The organism is Salinimicrobium sediminis, from assembly GCF_900215295.1.
In the GTDB taxonomy this organism is placed as follows: Bacteria; Bacteroidota; Bacteroidia; order Flavobacteriales; family Flavobacteriaceae; genus Salinimicrobium; species Salinimicrobium sediminis.
Map to the genome: position 1 here is coordinate 339,459 of NZ_OCMF01000001.1, position 16,188 is coordinate 355,646.

At 43.7% G+C, this 16,188-nt stretch carries 15 protein-coding genes; 6 read left to right on the forward strand and 9 right to left on the reverse strand.

Going from position 1 to position 16,188, the window contains the following annotated elements:
• Window positions 1-50: 50 nt before the first annotated feature.
• Window positions 51-704 carry a hypothetical protein gene (locus tag CRO16_RS01505; protein WP_097054583.1) on the forward strand — a complete coding sequence of 218 codons (654 nt, stop codon included), beginning with the start codon at window positions 51-53 and terminating at the stop codon, window positions 702-704.
• Between the two features lie 53 nt (window positions 705-757).
• Here the strand turns inward: CRO16_RS01505 and CRO16_RS01510 are convergent, their stop codons facing one another.
• Both CRO16_RS01510 and CRO16_RS01515 read right to left on the reverse strand, forming a co-directional pair.
• Window positions 758-1,843 (reverse strand): bifunctional 3-deoxy-7-phosphoheptulonate synthase/chorismate mutase type II, encoded by a 1,086-nt coding sequence (locus tag CRO16_RS01510; protein WP_097054584.1) that lies wholly within the window; start codon window positions 1,841-1,843, stop codon window positions 758-760.
• A gap of 62 nt (window positions 1,844-1,905) precedes the next feature.
• Window positions 1,906-2,778: a prephenate dehydratase gene (locus CRO16_RS01515; RefSeq protein ID WP_097054585.1), complete on the reverse strand. Its 873-nt coding sequence runs from the start codon at window positions 2,776-2,778 to the stop codon at window positions 1,906-1,908.
• A 264-nt stretch (window positions 2,779-3,042) separates the two neighbouring features.
• Between CRO16_RS01515 and gldA the strand changes: the two genes are divergently transcribed.
• On the forward strand, window positions 3,043-3,942 hold the full coding sequence (gldA, locus tag CRO16_RS01520) for a gliding motility-associated ABC transporter ATP-binding subunit GldA (RefSeq protein ID WP_097054586.1): 900 nt from the start codon (window positions 3,043-3,045) through the stop codon (window positions 3,940-3,942).
• A gap of 248 nt (window positions 3,943-4,190) precedes the next feature.
• On the opposite strand, the gene CRO16_RS01525 is transcribed toward gldA, so the two are convergent.
• Genes CRO16_RS01525 through CRO16_RS01550 form a run of 6 tightly spaced genes read right to left on the reverse strand, consistent with a single transcriptional unit; the run spans window position 4,191 to window position 9,897 of the window.
• The gene (locus tag CRO16_RS01525) at window positions 4,191-4,961 is read right to left on the reverse strand and encodes a head GIN domain-containing protein (protein WP_097054587.1); all 771 of its coding nucleotides are present in this window, start codon (window positions 4,959-4,961) and stop codon (window positions 4,191-4,193) included.
• Complete coding sequence (locus CRO16_RS01530; RefSeq protein WP_097054588.1) at window positions 4,958-6,049, reverse strand: acyloxyacyl hydrolase; 1,092 nt, start codon at window positions 6,047-6,049, stop codon at window positions 4,958-4,960. Before CRO16_RS01530 ends, CRO16_RS01525 begins: the two co-directional genes overlap by 4 nt.
• Window positions 6,050-6,067: 18 nt before the next feature.
• On the reverse strand, window positions 6,068-6,493 hold the full coding sequence (locus tag CRO16_RS01535) for an OsmC family protein (protein ID WP_097054589.1): 426 nt from the start codon (window positions 6,491-6,493) through the stop codon (window positions 6,068-6,070).
• Window positions 6,490-7,566, reverse strand: a complete 1,077-nt coding sequence (locus CRO16_RS01540) for a homoserine dehydrogenase family protein (protein ID WP_097054590.1) — start codon at window positions 7,564-7,566, stop codon at window positions 6,490-6,492. Before CRO16_RS01540 ends, CRO16_RS01535 begins: the two co-directional genes overlap by 4 nt.
• The gene (locus CRO16_RS01545; protein WP_097054591.1) at window positions 7,529-8,539 is read right to left on the reverse strand and encodes an alpha/beta fold hydrolase; all 1,011 of its coding nucleotides are present in this window, start codon (window positions 8,537-8,539) and stop codon (window positions 7,529-7,531) included. The genes CRO16_RS01540 and CRO16_RS01545 overlap by 38 nt, the downstream gene beginning before the upstream one ends.
• A gap of 53 nt (window positions 8,540-8,592) precedes the next feature.
• Window positions 8,593-9,897: an O-acetylhomoserine aminocarboxypropyltransferase/cysteine synthase family protein gene (locus CRO16_RS01550; RefSeq protein WP_097054592.1), complete on the reverse strand. Its 1,305-nt coding sequence runs from the start codon at window positions 9,895-9,897 to the stop codon at window positions 8,593-8,595.
• Between the two features lie 1,246 nt (window positions 9,898-11,143).
• On the opposite strand from CRO16_RS01550, the gene metK reads away from it, so the two are divergent.
• Entirely contained in the window at window positions 11,144-12,400 is a 1,257-nt protein-coding gene (gene metK, locus CRO16_RS01555; RefSeq protein ID WP_097054593.1) for a methionine adenosyltransferase, read from the forward strand.
• A 145-nt stretch (window positions 12,401-12,545) separates the two neighbouring features.
• Here metK and CRO16_RS01560 read toward each other — a convergent pair whose 3' ends face one another.
• A complete protein-coding gene (locus tag CRO16_RS01560) occupies window positions 12,546-12,926 on the reverse strand; it encodes a PH domain-containing protein (protein WP_097054594.1) in 381 nt (126 codons plus the stop codon).
• 211 nt (window positions 12,927-13,137) lie between these two features.
• Here CRO16_RS01560 and CRO16_RS01565 point away from each other — a divergent pair, with 211 nt between their 5' ends.
• From CRO16_RS01565 to CRO16_RS01575, 3 genes are all read left to right on the forward strand, one after another.
• Complete coding sequence (locus tag CRO16_RS01565) at window positions 13,138-14,502, forward strand: acyl-CoA dehydrogenase family protein (protein ID WP_097054595.1); 1,365 nt, start codon at window positions 13,138-13,140, stop codon at window positions 14,500-14,502.
• Between the two features lie 178 nt (window positions 14,503-14,680).
• On the forward strand, window positions 14,681-15,601 hold the full coding sequence (locus CRO16_RS01570; RefSeq protein WP_097054596.1) for a 2-hydroxyacid dehydrogenase: 921 nt from the start codon (window positions 14,681-14,683) through the stop codon (window positions 15,599-15,601).
• A 55-nt stretch (window positions 15,602-15,656) separates the two neighbouring features.
• Entirely contained in the window at window positions 15,657-16,151 is a 495-nt protein-coding gene (locus tag CRO16_RS01575) for a universal stress protein (RefSeq protein WP_245858845.1), read from the forward strand.
• Window positions 16,152-16,188: the final 37 nt, after the last annotated feature.

The following is a 16,188-nucleotide window of genomic DNA, read 5'->3' on the forward strand; positions in this document are numbered from 1 at the left end:
GTTAAAATATTGATTTACATTTAGATCCTGAATTTTCACCTTAAAACAATATGAGCAAAATTACATTTAAATTCTTCATTACCCTATTCTTTTTGGGAATTGGAGCCGTTGCCACTGCACAAACAAAGCTATTTGTGCACCCACAATTTGATGAAATAGCAAAAGATCATAAGACCATTGCTATTGTCCCTTTTGATGCTTACGTATCTCTCAGGCCCAAGCAAATGAAGGAGATCACTCCGGAACAATTGGCCGAAATGCAAAAAGGAGAAGGTCTTGCTATTCAGCAGTCGATGTTCACCTGGTTCCTTCAGAGGCAAAAAAAGGGAAAACTGAAACTGAATGTTCAGGATCCTAAAAAGACAAATGCTTTACTTCAGAAGCATGAAGTGATTAATCCCTCCCTGCTGACTCCTGAGGAGCTTGCCGGCATCCTGGAAGTAGATGCAGTGATCACCGGAAGATTTGAGACCGATAAACCAATGTCTGAAGGTGCTTCGATAGCATTAGGATTATTGGTAGGCTTTTGGGGGCAAACGAACTCTGCCACCATTAACATGAGTGTAAATAACGGGCAGGATGGCACTTTGCTTTGGAACTACAACAAACGTGTTGCAGGCAGCCTTGGCAGTAGCACAGACAGTTTGATCAACACCTTGATGAGAAAAGCTTCCAGACGTCTTGCCTACACCAAAAGATCCTGATCCTGATTTTTTAATAACTTTCAAAAAACCCCGACAGCGATGCCGGGGTTTTTTTATGACTTTTTCATCACCTCTTCCTGGTGATTGATCGATTCCTGGTGAATGGCTTTAAAAATGCGCATGATAAACTCTTCACTTAAACCGTTTTGCTCCCCTTCTGCTGTCATTTTATCCAGGATCTGACTCCAGCGCTGATTTTGAAGAATCGCCACATTTTGTTCTTTTTTCGCTTTTCCTATTTCATCGGCAATTTTCATTCTTCGGCTAAGCACGTCCAGCAGCTGAGTATCGGCAATATCGATCATGGCTCTTAGACTTTTTAGTTTTGTCTGAAATTCTTCACTTTCAGAAACCTCTTTCCTAATTCTCAGATCTTTCATGACCTGCACCAGGGTGGCAGGTGTGATTTGTTGTTGGGCATCGCTCCATGCATTGTCAGGATCAAAATGTGTTTCCACCATCAGGCCGTCATAGTTAAGATCCAGAGCCGTCTGACAAAGATCGAAAATGGAGGTCCTGTTTCCTGCGATGTGGGAAGGATCCAGGATCAAAGGCAGATCGGGAAATTTTGTCTGCAGGTCGATAGGGATCTGCCATTCCGGATTGTTCCTGTACCTGGTCTTCTCATAGGTGGAAAATCCACGATGGATCACCCCCAGGTTTTTGATGTCGCTGGTGTAGAACCTTTCTACCGCTCCCAGCCACAGGGAAAGATCGGGGTTAACCGGATTTTTCACCAGGACAACCTTGTCGGTTCCTTTAAGGGCATCGGCGATCTCCTGGATGATAAAAGGAGAAACCGTAGTACGGGCACCAATCCACAAGATATCAATATCGTGCTTCAACGCGAGATCCACATGGTTGGGATTAGCAACTTCAGTCGTAGTTAACATTCCGGTTTCTTCTTTCGCTTTCTGAAGCCATTTCAATCCTAAAGCGCCAACTCCTTCGAAATTCCCCGGGCGGGTTCTCGGTTTCCAGATTCCTGCTCTTAATACTGTGGCGTCTGTATCTTTTAACTGGTGCGCGATCTTAAGCACTTGCTCTTCGGTCTCAGCACTACAGGGACCGGCAATCACTAATGGATGTTCCAATCCAAAATTATCAAGCCAGGTTCTAAGCTCTTTTTTATTTTCCATTTTTGAATCTTATAATTGCGGAAGGCTCTTCAGGAGGTCTCCCGGTTTTGCAAATTTATTTTTTATAACTGAGAAGCGGTTGCTTTAGCAGGTGCTGCTGCCACAGCTGCCAATCCATTTTGATAGATGCCGAGGATTTTTAATGTTTCGGTCATTACCTCCAGAATTTCCATGGCACGACGAAACCTTTTGGGATCATCAAATACTACATCTATAAAAAAAGCATATTTCCATGGCATTTCTATGACAGGAACACTTTGGATCTTGGTCATATCAAGGTTAAAGTCGCGAAGGATATTCAATGCGCTTACCAGACTTCCTTCTTTGCTTTCCATTACAAATTTAATCGATGCCTTATTGGAGCTAAGGTTTTTAATGCCTTTTTCTTCTTCCGCCGAAAGCACCAGAAATCTGGTGGTATTGCTCTTAATGGTGTGGATATCGGCTGCAATGATCTCCAGACCAAAAAGCTCGGCTGCAGTCTTGCTCGCCACAGCTGCGGAATGCTGGGAATTATTTTCTGAGATCCTTTTAGCCACTGAAGCTGTATCTGCATCTTCTATCAGTCTTATGTGAGGATAATTGCTGAAGAATTCCTTGCACTGCAGCAAAGCCATGGGATGAGAATATACTTTTTTTATGTCTTCGATCTTTCGGCCGGGCACCGCCATCAGGTTCATCTGAATAGGAATATAATGCTCCCCGATGATCTTCAGGTTGTTCTCGTCAATGAGCGCGTAGTTCGGTAAAATTGAGCCTGCAATAGAGTTCTCTATCGCCATTACTGCCCTACCCGACTCCCCACGGGTGAGACTTCTTACCACGTCTCCAAAAGACATACATTCATCTACCTGTACATCCTTTCCGAAGTATTCCCGTGCCACCTGGTGGTGAAAAGATCCTTCTATTCCCTGAATAGCAACTTTTTCTCTCATAGCATCAAAAAAAAAGATCCCGATGTTACCATCGGGATCCAGTTATTTTATCTTTTACATAATTACATGGCGCTCCCGATTCTATCTCTTGAATAGAAATAAAAATAATACCAGGCGCTCCAGCTAATGTTTTGCATTGTAAAATGTGTGAACTGCTAAAGTAGCATTAAAATCGAAACCGCGTATAAATTTTTCATTTTTTTCACACCACAAGTTTTTCACTTCGGGAAAATTAGAATCCTTATTTTTGATAAAAAACCTGCTATGTCTATTCACGTTGATAAGATCTCTAAATTCTACGGGGAGCAAAAAGCGCTCGATGAAGTTTCCTTTTCTATTCAAAAAGGAGAAATTGTAGGCTTTCTTGGTCCCAATGGTGCTGGTAAGTCAACTTTGATGAAGATCCTAACCGGCTATTTGCAGCCATCCTCGGGAGAAGCAGGCGTGAATGGCTTTGCACTTTCTGAAGCAATGCTGGAAGCACAGAGAAGCACCGGATATTTACCCGAACACAATGCTCTTTATACCGATATGTATGTAAGGGAATATCTGGAATTCAATGCGCTCATTTATAAAGTACCAAAAATGCGAATTGAAGAAGTAATTCTTCAAACTGGACTTTTACCCGAAGCCAATAAAAAGATCGATCAACTTTCCAAGGGATACCGACAAAGAGTGGGCCTGGCAAATGCCCTTTTACACGATCCTGAAGTGCTTATTCTTGATGAGCCCACTACAGGACTCGATCCAAACCAACTGGTGGAGATAAGGGAGCTAATCAAAAATATAGGAAAGGAGAAAACCATTTTGTTCTCTACACACATCATGCGGGAAGTCGAAGCCCTTTGTGAACGGGTTATCATCATCAACAAAGGAAAAATAGTAGCCGATAAGCACCTGGAAGACCTGCGTGAGGAACAGGTACAGATCATAGAAGTGGAATTCGATTACCGCATTGAGGAAGTGGCTTTGCAGCGCCTGCCCCATCTTATGCAGATCAAAAATCCGGTAGGTTTTGTTTATGAACTTTATTTCGAAACAGATAAAGATATGCGCTCCACGGTCTTTGACTTTGCTCATGATAACGGTCTAAAGACCTTACAGCTGAACAGAAAGAATAAAAACCTTGAAAGCTTATTTTCTGAACTGACGCTGGAAAAGTAGTAGTTTACATCAACCCTTTCAGGGTTTTATCCACAGACCTGCAAGGTTTTCAAAACCTTGTAGGTCTTTCCTTTTTGGAGTGTAAACCTAACAGGTTTCAAAAACCTTGTAGGTCTATTTTTTTTCAGATATACCTACAAGGTCAAAACAAGACCTTTGCAGGTTTCAACAAATCTCGTCGCGGATTGCAAATCCGCGCTATCTTTTTATTGTTGGCGCGGATCTGTGATCCGTGCCGATCTTTAAAGTCATTTAAAGATCAATTTTCCCGTATAAAACACCTCTACCTCCACCACCGGCGGACGGTTTACTGAAATGGCATCTCCGGTACTCCTTATCTCTCCTTTTAGCACCTGCTGCGGATTCACAATTAACTTATTCGTTCCCCGATGCTGGATCTCCACGGTACCTGCAATTAAATCCTGTGCCTCTACCCTGCCGTCGCCATTAGCGATGTACAGGTTGAGATAATCTGTGCTGCCACGGAGAAAGAAATTAGAAAAATCATCCCCCGTCACCCGCACATGATCTGATACCAAATGCAGGTCAAAATCCCCTACTGTATAAACTCCCTTCGCTCTTTCCTGATTGAGGCTGCGGAGCCAGATATTTGGAAAATGTAATTCTCCGACACTTTTTATCACCCTGTTTCCCGAATTCTGCAACCAGCTGAGATCGGGGACGGTGACGCGGATGTCAGTAATATTGTAATCGCGAACGAAATTACAGCCATTGTCATTTCGTAGAATTAATCGGCCGTCAACAACCTCAGCAGAGATCTCATTGATCAGGTTTTCGCCTGTCCTGACCATCACTTTATGTTCGCCTCCCTGCTCAATAAAAAGATTGATCCCTTCATACACGATGAGCTCGTCAAATTCCTCAACCTGAAATTCCTTTTCGATCATGCTTCCGGCGGTTTGGAAACAATCGGGCGCGTCTTCTGTATCACAGCTCACCAGAAACAGGAGTACCAAAAAGGGCAAAACAGGCAGATATTTTTTCAGCAGCTGTTTCATAAGCGATATCCTATTGAGAATTCTACTGCTTCGGCATTGGCTCCATGTGAGCGGACGGTAACCGATCCAAAAAGGTCATTCCAGATCTCTCTTTGCAGACCTACTCTATTGTAAATTCTATCCACGTATTTGTCGTAGGGATAGTAAACATAATATCCCAAATGCGTTATGAGGCTAAGCTTCCTAAAAGTCAGCTGATGTCCCGCGAAGATCCCTACCCGCTTCGCGTCTTCATCTCCGGCAGAACCATCCAAAGGAAAGGCAACAGAATGGAAATAGATATATTCCTCCATGGCCCTTGAAAGGAACAGTTCTGTCCCTGCCTGCAGCGTGCTTTTGTGATTTAGGGCTTTATCTGCATACGCCGACAAAGTTAAAAAAGGATAGGATTCAGATCCTATGACTCCGGTAGTATTTACTCCGCCGCGCAACACCAGGTTATACCTAAAGGGTGCCGAAAATGGCATTTTTGGATCCTTGGGAATAAATTGTCTCTGGATGCCGTGATTCAGATCATAATTTAATCCGGCGCTCCAGGCCAGGGTGTTGGTGGAGCTGTTGGGAGACTTGAAATCTGCGTTGGAATAATGGATAAGCGAAAGACCGGTCTGGAAGCCCAAGCCACCAATCAGGTTATCGAACTGCAGATTTCCGGTGAAGATCGTGGAACTGAGGATGCGGGAGCCGTAGGCATTGTTTCGGTAATTATCATCCGGATGATAAGGATTCGTAGTCACTGCCAGACCTTGTCCAACCTTCAGCAAAAGGTGTCGCTTCAGAAAATAGAATCCAAGGTGCGCATAGGCTCCGAAATTCTCTCCCAGATGTTCATTTTTGAGATCCTGATAAGAAAGTGAAAATCCTACATTTGGATAATTGTACCGCCGCTCCCAGGCCTGATCTCCGTACGTTTTCCGGTTGAAGTGCAAGAGCAGTCCGTAAGGATGTTCCGTGATCAAATGCGAAATATTCGGGTTGTGCTCCCAGATGCTGCCGTAGAAATAATTCGCCTCTATAGAATAATGCTTCTCTTGTGAAAAAGCAGTCTGGCTAAGGCAAATTAAAAAGAGGAGCAGCAGTTTTCGCATGGGGGACGAGCGCCGGAATTATTTCTTTACCGGAGAACCGTTAAGAATGACCTCGGTAGTGATCTCGGCGGTTTTCTCCAGCATTTTTGCAACTGAACAGTACTTTTCCAGGGAAAGATCTACTGCTCTTTTTGCTTTGTTTTCAGGAATTTCCCCGTCAATAGTGATCTTTAGGTGAATTCTGGTAAAAACATTGGGAACGGCACCATCAACTCTAAAACCTTCAACATCCATCTCCAGATTTGTCAACTCAAGTTGTTGTTTTTTGAGGATCATCACTATGTCAATTCCGCTGCAACCGGCAATTCCCATGAGTAGCAATTCCATTGGGCTTGCCCCCTGTGGGTTCGGTTCACTCTTGTTATCGAGGTGAATTACGTTGCCGCGCTCGTTCACGGTTTCAAAGTGATAGTTTTCGTTAAGCCTTTTAAGATGGATCTTCATGAGGGTAATTTTTCCGCTAATTTAATTAAATCTGTAAGAACTCCGCGTGCCGTCACTGCGGCTCCTGCCCCTGCTCCTTTAATGACTAAAGGCTGCTCTCCATAGGACTCGGTGAAGATCTCAAAAGAAGAGTCGGCATTTTGAAGGCTTCCAAGAGCCGAAGTTCTTTTTTCGGTCACCAGTTTTACATCCAGGATCCCGGTTTGCAGGTCCAACTCGCCTACATGTCTAATGACTTCATCCTGCTTCAGTTCTTTTTTTAGCTTCAGAAAAATTGGATCCAGATCCTTCTTTTTTTCGTGAAAATTCTTCAGCGTGGACTGCCCGTTAAGATGTGGCGGCACCAGATCCTGAATCGTGATCTCTTCAAATTCCTTTTCCAGCCCCAGTTCCCGGCCAAGGATCAACAGCTTTCTGGCCACATCCTTTCCCGAAAGGTCCACACGCGGATCGGGTTCTGTGAAACCTTTGACACCGGCTTCGGAAAGCACTTCGGAAAATGCTTTTTCTTCGGCACAATAGGTATTGAAAATATAGCTGAGGGAACCTGAAAATACCCCTCTTACCTTTGTTACCCTCTCATTGGAACGGTGGAAGCTCCGAAGGGTTTCTACAATTGGCAACCCTGCGCCTACGTTGGTTTCATAGAAAAAAAATTTATGATGCTCCCGAAGCTTTTTCCGCAGCTCCAGATAGAATTGAGAGGAGCGGGTATTTGCTACTTTGTTAGCAGCAACAATATGGAACCCGGATTCAATGAGGCTGAAATAGTGATCTACAAATTCCTCGCTGGCCGTGGCATCGACGGCAATCAGGTTTTCATAGTTCTGCTGTCGCACATACTCCAGAATATCATTAAGTTTATATGGAAAACCGAACTTTTCCAGGTCGGTTTCCCACGACGGCTGCTGATTCTCCTTTTGGAAGAAGGCAATAGTGGAATTCGCAATGACCGGAATATTGATTTCGAGGCCTTCCTTCTCCTGAAGAATCTTTCGTGCCTGCAGGACCTGGTGTACCAGTTTACTTCCTACGTTACCTGTCCCAAACAGGACTAAGTTTATCTTTTTCATGTTTAATAGTTTCAAATTTAAAAATGGGATTCAGGATATTTTCGAGTTGTTCGAACTCTATAAGAAAAGCGTCGTGTCCATGGATGGAGATGATCTCGGAGTAATTGATATTTTCCTTTACTTCAGAAAGCTGCCGGTATGTTTCCCGGATCTCCTGCGGAAAAAAGAACAAGTCAGAATCAATAGAGACCAGATGAATATTGCTTTCGATGTCGGTTGCCACAACTGAAGCTTCCGCAACACAACCTGAAATATCTATGGTAGTCAGCAGGTGATTCATAAATTTATAAGCTTGCAATTCAAATCTGCTTTCAAGTTTTCTTCCATGATGCTCAAGCCAGTTTTCCACCTCAAAACGGCCATTGTCGCTATTTTTCTTTCTCCGGAATTTTTCTGAAAGGGAAAGCGGATGGCGATAGAAGGTCATGGCATGCATGCGGGCATCACGTAAAGGTTCAGCTGAATTTTCCAGGATCTGCTCCTGCACTTTACAATGCGCCAGCAGCCAATCTGTAGCTTTGAGATCTGTGGCTATAGGAATTAGATTTTTGATAAGGTGGGGCTTAAGGGCAGCAAGTTGCCAACCCAATGCTCCCCCTATAGATCCGCCAATAGCAGCAAAAAGGCTCCTGATCTTCAATTTAGCGAGTACTCTGGCATATATACGGGCAATGTCGGCAAGTGTGAAGTCCTTATAATTATAGAAAACGTCCTCTTTACCTCCTGCCCCATTTCCCGGAATATTCAAACATAGTACAGTGAAAATGTTGGTATTTATGCATCTCCCTTCTCCCACCAGTTCTTTCCACCATCCACCTTCTCCTGAAACCTCAGCATTGCCGGTAAGGGCGTGATTTACCAGCACCACCGGGCCATAGCCTAACTTCCTGCCAAAAACCTGGTAGTAAACCTTTACATCCTGCCGGTTTCCAGCAGAATTTTTAAAGTTGGGGATTAGAATTTCCTGTAACATATTTTAAAAGTTTTCCGGAACAGCAGAAAGGTTCTCCTGCTCCGGATAAGATTTCAGACCGTTTTTAGTTTCTTTCCTGAATTCACTTGTGCCAGCGCCTGTTCCAGATCGTTCTTTAGATCTTCAAGATCTTCCAACCCGACAGACAATCTTACCAGGTCCTTGGTTACTCCCGTAGATTCCTGTTGTTCATCACTGAGCTGCTGATGGGTAGTGCTGCCGGGATGGATGATAAGAGATTTTGTATCTCCAATGTTGGCAAGAAGAGAGAAGAGCTTGGTTTCATCTACCAGCACTTTTGCTGCTTCATAGCCGCCCTTCACACCAAAGGTCACCACGCCGCTTTGTCCTTTTGGAAGATATTTTTGCGCCAGGTTATAATACTCACTGCTCTCCAGCCCCGGATAGTTCACCCAGCTTACCTCCTCTTTTTGCTGCAGCCATTTGGCCAAAGCCAAAGCATTTTCGCTGTGCTTTTTGATCCTTATCTCCAGTGTTTCCAGTCCCTGCAGGATCTGAAAAGCATTGAACGGACTCAGCGCTGCACCAAGGTCCCGAAGGCCTTCGATCCGTATTTTTGCTATAAAGGCCGCTTCTTTTAAAACATCATAATAGACGAGGCCGTGGTACCCCGGAGAAGGCTCAGTGAATTCAGGGAACTTGCCGTTGCTCCAGTCAAATTTACCGGCGTCGATGATCACACCGCCGAGAGAGGTTCCGTTGCCTCCAATGTATTTGGTTAAGGAATGGATCACCAGGTCGGCACCATGGTTAATTGGTTTAACTAGAGCAGAAGTCGCTACAGTATTATCAACTATAAAAGGAACTTTATGTTCTTTAGCGACTGCAGAGATCGCCTCCAGGTCAAGCACGTCAAGTTTTGGATTGCCTAAGGACTCTACAAAAACTGCACGGGTGTTTTCTTTCACAGCTTTAGAGAAATTTTCAGCGTTCTGCGGATCTACAAAGGTGGTGGTGATGCCAAGGCGTGGTAAAGTAACGCTAAGCAGGTTGTAAGTTCCGCCGTAGAGGCTGCTGGAAGCGACAATATGATCTCCGGCTTTGAGAAGGGTAAGCAAGGTAGTACTAATGGCTGCTGTGCCCGATGCTGTCACTACAGCCCCGATACCACCTTCCAGTGCTGCCAGTCGCTGTTCCAACACATCGTTCGTTGGATTATTGAGTCGGGTGTAAATGAATCCGGGTTCTGCAAGCGAAAAGAGGTTCGCTGCGTGATCTGAATCTTTAAAGACGTAAGAGGTGGTTTGATAAATAGGCACTGCTCTTGTTCCTCCGTTTGCTGTGACATTATGTCCTGCATGGAGCGCTTTGGTCGAGAAATTTTGTTGTGTACTCATCTTTTTAAGGTTTAAGGTTTAAGGTTTAAGGTTTAATTGTTTATTGTTCATTGTTTATTGTTGCGGGTTGCGAGTTGCGGGTTAAAAAGGCCACGAATTCACGAATGCTTCAAAGTCTTACCTCTTCCCCCAAATTGGAATTAGGAATTTGGTGCCTGGTGCTTCTTTACTGATCATTGCTAATTGTTAATTGCCAATTGTTTAAAAAGAAAAAATCCCTTTAGCCGGCTTGCCAAAGGGATTTTTAGTAACTGAATATATAACTAACTAGATCCTAATTTTTTGGCAATAGCGGGGTGGTGCGCACATCATGCACATCATGCAACACATCATCATCTTTGCTACTGCTTTGTAATTTTTCATGTTTTTATTTTTTGACTCTCGGGTCCTCTGAATTTTATGAGGACTCAAAAATGCCATTTTTGGCATCTACTGTTATTCAAAATTTACTCCAACAAAAAAGCCGCTGCGGTGGCAGCGGCTTTTTGCGAATTTATCTTTTTCAGATTCATGCAATAGGACGCGCTGCGGAAGTTTTCCACATCATACACATCATATTACAAATCACCTGGTTCATTTCTTGTTTTGGTATGAAGCAAAGTTAACGACAGAAAAATTTAAGGAACAAATAAATTTCGGATTAATTTGATTTCTTGAGGAATTTCGGGGCCAGCAAAGAAATATTGCCAGGAATTCACTAATATTTTCAGGCGATTGGCGTTTTTCCTTAAGGCCGTAAAGATTTCGCGAATTGGTGAGAGAATCGACAATTCTTAAAGGTTTAATTCAAAGGTCATCTCAAGCTTCCCCGGCACGGATTGCAAATCTGCGTCATCGGTGAAGGACTACAAATAATCATAAGTTCCCGCTAAGGCCTCAAAGTCTCTGCCGAGAAGGCAGAATTGCACTTCACTGTTACCTGATCATTGTTAATTGCTCATTGTTCATTGAACTTCGCGCTAGGGATTGAGCGGTTGTTGGAGCTCTCCTGATGCCGGGAGGCAGCGGGAAGCGACCCGCGAAAGCCTGACGGCCCGCCCGGGAGGGAGGGCCGGAGCGCCCAAATTATTCTTAAAAATAAGATTATGCGGTGGGTTTAAAACTATTTTTATACATTTGTTCCTCAATAAAATTCAGGGAAAAATTTGACTGATTGCAACCCTTAAAAATGCTAAAGCAGTGAAAAACTCCTCTAGCGCTTCACGTCAAATTTCTCCTGAAATTAATCTTTTAAAAAAGACGAAGCATGCCATATTTATTTACTTCAGAAAGTGTTTCTGAAGGCCACCCCGATAAAGTTGCAGACCAGATTAGCGATACCCTTTTAGATAATTTCCTTGCTTTTGATCCTGAATCCAAAGTTGCCTGCGAAACCCTGGTAACTACCGGACAGGTGGTGCTTGCCGGAGAGGTGAAGAGCGATACCTACCTCGATGTGCAAACCATCGCCCGCGATGTGATCAACGACATTGGTTACACTAAAGGTGCATATAAATTCAGCGGCGATTCCTGCGGCGTGATCTCTTTGATACACGAACAATCCCAGGACATTAACCAGGGAGTGGATCGCGGCAATAAGGAAGAACAGGGTGCCGGCGACCAGGGAATGATGTTTGGTTATGCTACTAAGGAAACCGAAAATTATATGCCGCTGGCGCTGGATATTTCTCACAAGATCCTTATTGAGCTGGCAAAATTACGCCGCGAGAATAATGAAATCACATACCTGCGACCAGATTCAAAAAGCCAGGTAACTATAGAGTATAGCGACGACAATATTCCGCAGCGCATTGATTCTATCGTTGTTTCTACCCAGCACGACGAGTTCGACGAAGAAGACACACGAATGCTGGACAAGATCAAAAAAGACATTCTTGAGATCCTAATCCCCAGAGTGCAGGCACAGCTGCCGGAATATGTTCAAAAGTTGTTCAACGACAAGATAAAATATCATATCAACCCAACAGGAAAGTTTGTGATTGGCGGACCTCACGGGGATACCGGCCTTACGGGAAGAAAGATCATCGTGGATACCTACGGTGGAAAAGGAGCCCATGGTGGAGGTGCGTTTTCGGGAAAAGATCCGAGTAAGGTGGACAGATCGGCTGCCTATGCGGCCAGACATATTGCCAAAAATCTTGTGGCTGCAGGAGTGGCTGATGAAGTATTGATCCAGGTTTCCTATGCAATTGGAGTAGTGGAACCTACTTCCCTGCTCGTGGAAACTTACGGCACCAAAAAAGTAGATCTAAGCCACGGCGAGATTGCAAAAAAAGTATTGAAAATCTTTGACATGAGACCCGCAGCCATTGAAGAAAGACTTGGCTTGAGAAATCCTATCTATCGTGAAACTTCGGCTTATGGTCACTTTGGGAAGGAGCCCCGTACCGAGAGAAAAGTCTTTAAAAGTCCTTATAACGGAGAAAAAACTGTAGAGGTGAACTTGTTCACCTGGGAGGAGATCAACAAAGTGGAAGAGATTAAGAAAGAATTTGAAATTTAGGTACTGGTAGTGAGTATTGAGTAATGAGTATTGAGTATTGAGTATTGAATATTGAGTATTTACTACTATGTATTTAAGAAGTACAAATAAAAAACCCGGATTTATTCCGGGTTTTTTATTGTCTCACGGATTTTATAAGCACCGGTTATTTTAGAACATAAGTGGCCAGCAGTTGCTGTACCTCATAAACATTGACAGATTTATTGAACCTCCTGGAAATACTAGGTTGTTGTTCACTGGAGATCCAGATCTTTAGTTCTGCATCCAGGTCAAAGGTTCCGGCAGTTTCAATGCTGAATCTCGAAATGCTTTTATATGTGACAGATAAATATTCGGATTTACGGCCGGTTAGCCCTTGCTTATCGACGAGGATCAGCCTTTTATCCGTAAAAATAAAGGTGTCCCTTATCAGTTTAAAGCCTACCTCGATCTGCTCATTTGGCGTTAAAAGTTGTCCGTAATCTGCGCGTAATTTTTCTTTATCTACGGCTCCTGCATTGCCCATTAAGGAGGAGAATAATCCCATTTTTTTTGCTGTTTAAAAATTATAACTGGAAAGTTAATTTAAATTTTTGGATGATTTTCTATGGAGGTATTCCCGTTCCTGCAAACCTTGTCTCCTGCTCCGGAAAAAATCTCTATACTCAGTACTATTTACTCTATACTGATGGTTGTTTGAGAAAGCTTTAACAAGTTGCCATTTCTTTAATACCTATTTTTAGAAAAACCTAAAAAATATGGCCTTCTTCGGAAAAGTTAGAAATACCATCAACCTCTTAAAAAACATCGACCTGGACCAACTGACAAAGATCAATCAGCAAATTGATCTTTCGGAAGCTATGAAAACCCTGGGAAATTTAGATGAGAATCAGCTTAAAGGTCTCATGAAAATGCTCAAGACAAAGCGCCGCAAAGGTCAGCATGACCTTCCACCTATTGATGGGGATTTTTACAACCTGGACCTCAAGCTAACCGAAGAGCAGCGTGAACTGCAACTTAAGGTGCGCAATCTAATGGAAGACGAGGTGCGGCCATTGATCAATGACCATTGGAATCGTGCTAAATTCCCTTTTGAGGTCATCGAAATGTTCAAAAAACTTAATATCGCCGGAATTCCTTACGAAGGTTACGGCTGCCCTAATTTGCCATTTCTAATGGAAGGCGTCATTGCCCAGGAGATCGCGCGGGTTGATGTTTCTATATCCACCTTTTTTGGCGTACATAGCGGCCTAGCCATGGGGTCCATCTACCTCTGCGGAAGTGAGGAACAAAAGCAGGAATGGTTGCCAAAAATGCAAAAACTGGAGGCTATTGGTGCTTTCGGATTAACCGAACCAAACGTAGGTAGCGGGGTCGCCGGCGGATTGGAAACCACCTGCAGGTTTGATGGAGAGCACTGGGTGATCAACGGACAGAAAAAATGGATTGGGAATGCCACTTTTGCCGATGTTATAGTGATCTGGGCGCGGGATGAAGATTCAAATCAGGTGAAAGGATTTTTAGTGAGGAAAGGAAATCCCGGCTTTAAAGCTGAAAAAATGGAAGACAAAATGGCGCTGCGAATTGTACAGAATGCTCTCATTACCCTGACGGATTGTAAAATACCCGACAGCGACCGTCTTAAAAAAGCAGAATCTTTTAGAGATACCGCAAAGGTGCTGAAGATGACCCGCGCAGGGGTAGCCTGGCAGGCTGTAGGATGTGCCCGGGGTGCCTACGAAAGTGCTTTAAAATATACCAAGAAAAGAGAGCAATTTGGAAGACCTATTGCTTCCTACCAACTGATCCAGAATCATCTGGTGGAGATGCTTTCAAACCTTACGGCTATGCAAACCCTGTGTTTTAGATTATCTGAACTACAGGACCAGGATCTCCTGAAAGATGAACATGCTTCCATGGCAAAAGTCTTTACCAGTATGAGAATGCGGGATGTGGTAAGTCGGGCCCGGGAAGTTATGGGCGGTAACGGTATTCTGCTGGAATACGATGTTGCAAGGTTCGTCGCCGATGCCGAAGCTATATACAGCTATGAAGGCACCAAGGAGATCAATTCCCTTATTGTGGGAAGAGCGATCACCGGTTATAGTGCGTTTGTGAATTAGGAGACTGGACCGCTTCGCTTCCAGAGCCAGGAATCAAGACTACGTATGCAGTCCGCAGTAAAAAGTTGGCAGATTAATAGGAGTGGTCACGAGTCAGAAAATGATTAAAATAGAAAATAAAAAAGTCTAGGTTCTAGTTTCTAGCATCTAGTCTCTTAACCAGAAAATTAACTAACCAATGTCATTTCTAATCGTAAGCTCCCAAAGAGATCCCAAAGCCTGGGTACAGGCACTAAAAGAACAAGACCCGGACCTCGACCTGGAGGTTTTTCCCGAGGTGGCCGATCCTTCCAAAGTGGAGTTCGCTCTTTCCTGGAAACATCCGCACGGGATCTATAAGAATTATCCCAATTTAAAAGCCATCGCCTCTATGGGTGCAGGCATTGATCATATCATCAACGATCCCGATATTCCGCAGCACATCAAGATCACCAGAGTAATTGACGAACAGCTTACAAAAGATATGAGCGTGTTCGTTCTTTCCCTGATCCTGGACCACCTGCGGAACCTTTCCCATCACTATTGCAGCAAAGAGTGGAAGCCTGTAAAATATCTTCGACCAGAAGAGGTGCAGGTAGGGATCATGGGAATGGGCGTACTGGCAGTAGGCGTGGCCGAAAAACTTATCCGGAATAAATTCAATGTCACCGGCTGGTCCCGCTCTCAAAAAGAGATCCTGGGAGTTACTACCTTTCATGGGGATGATCAACTACAGGATTTTCTTGAGCAATCTAATGTTTTACTGTGTCTACTACCGTTGACATCTGAAACTGAAAACATCCTTAATAAACGCCTTTTTGAAAGGTTACCTCAAGGCGCTTATGTGATCAATGTTGCACGGGGTCCGCACCTGGTAGAGGAAGATCTGCTGGAAATGATAGATTCGGGACATCTTTCGGGGGCGAGTCTTGATGTTTTCCGAAAAGAACCTTTACCTGAAGATCATCCTTTCTGGAAACATGAAAAAATTCGTATCACCCCACACATCGCCAGTGTTACTAATCCATCGACTGTGGTGCCCCAGATCCTTGAAAACTATGAAAGAATTAAACAGGGAAAGGAATTGAATAATGTGGTTGACAGAGAGAAAGAATATTAGTGTTCAGTGTTCAGTGTTCAGTGAGCAGTGATCAGTGGTCAGAAAAAATATTTAAATGACCCTTCTAAAAACAACAAACCATAAACAACAAATTGACATCATGAAAGAATTAAAGAACATACTCGTAGCTATTGATTTTAATGACGCTGTTGGGGAACTGCTGGGATATGCCGAAGGTTTGGCTGAAAAGTTTGATGCCAAGGTTTGGGTGCTGCATGTGGCGGAACCCGATCCCGACTTTGTAGGTTATGAACCGGGTCCACAATACATCAGGGATTTTAAGGCAGAAGAGTTCCGGGAGGAACACCGAAACCTGCAAATGTACTGTGACACTTTCTTGAATGATACCATTGAAAAAGAAGCATTACTCATCCAGGGTTCTACCGTAGAAGCAGTACTTGAGGAAGCACAGAAGCTGGAATCTGACCTGTTGATTGTAGGGACGCACAAGCATAGTTTTTTACACAACCTGCTGCAGGAAAGTGTTTCATTAAAGCTGCTGAAAAAGGTAAATATTCCCCTTTTAGCAATCCCTATTGATGAAGACTAGTTTAGCGTCAAAATAAACCGCAGCAGAGGGTAACCCG

Coding starts and splice junctions, on each gene's coding strand:
- CRO16_RS01505 (WP_097054583.1), top strand. CDS start 51: ATGAGCAAAATTACATTTAAATTCTTCATTACCCTATTCTTTTTGGGA.
- CRO16_RS01510 (WP_097054584.1), bottom strand. CDS start 1,843: ATGGAAAATAAAAAAGAGCTTAGAACCTGGCTTGATAATTTTGGATTG.
- CRO16_RS01515 (WP_097054585.1), bottom strand. CDS start 2,778: ATGAGAGAAAAAGTTGCTATTCAGGGAATAGAAGGATCTTTTCACCAC.
- gldA (WP_097054586.1), top strand. CDS start 3,043: ATGTCTATTCACGTTGATAAGATCTCTAAATTCTACGGGGAGCAAAAA.
- CRO16_RS01525 (WP_097054587.1), bottom strand. CDS start 4,961: ATGAAACAGCTGCTGAAAAAATATCTGCCTGTTTTGCCCTTTTTGGTA.
- CRO16_RS01530 (WP_097054588.1), bottom strand. CDS start 6,049: ATGCGAAAACTGCTGCTCCTCTTTTTAATTTGCCTTAGCCAGACTGCT.
- CRO16_RS01535 (WP_097054589.1), bottom strand. CDS start 6,493: ATGAAGATCCATCTTAAAAGGCTTAACGAAAACTATCACTTTGAAACC.
- CRO16_RS01540 (WP_097054590.1), bottom strand. CDS start 7,566: ATGAAAAAGATAAACTTAGTCCTGTTTGGGACAGGTAACGTAGGAAGT.
- CRO16_RS01545 (WP_097054591.1), bottom strand. CDS start 8,539: ATGTTACAGGAAATTCTAATCCCCAACTTTAAAAATTCTGCTGGAAAC.
- CRO16_RS01550 (WP_097054592.1), bottom strand. CDS start 9,897: ATGAGTACACAACAAAATTTCTCGACCAAAGCGCTCCATGCAGGACAT.
- metK (WP_097054593.1), top strand. CDS start 11,144: ATGCCATATTTATTTACTTCAGAAAGTGTTTCTGAAGGCCACCCCGAT.
- CRO16_RS01560 (WP_097054594.1), bottom strand. CDS start 12,926: ATGGGATTATTCTCCTCCTTAATGGGCAATGCAGGAGCCGTAGATAAA.
- CRO16_RS01565 (WP_097054595.1), top strand. CDS start 13,138: ATGGCCTTCTTCGGAAAAGTTAGAAATACCATCAACCTCTTAAAAAAC.
- CRO16_RS01570 (WP_097054596.1), top strand. CDS start 14,681: ATGTCATTTCTAATCGTAAGCTCCCAAAGAGATCCCAAAGCCTGGGTA.
- CRO16_RS01575 (WP_245858845.1), top strand. CDS start 15,657: ATGACCCTTCTAAAAACAACAAACCATAAACAACAAATTGACATCATG.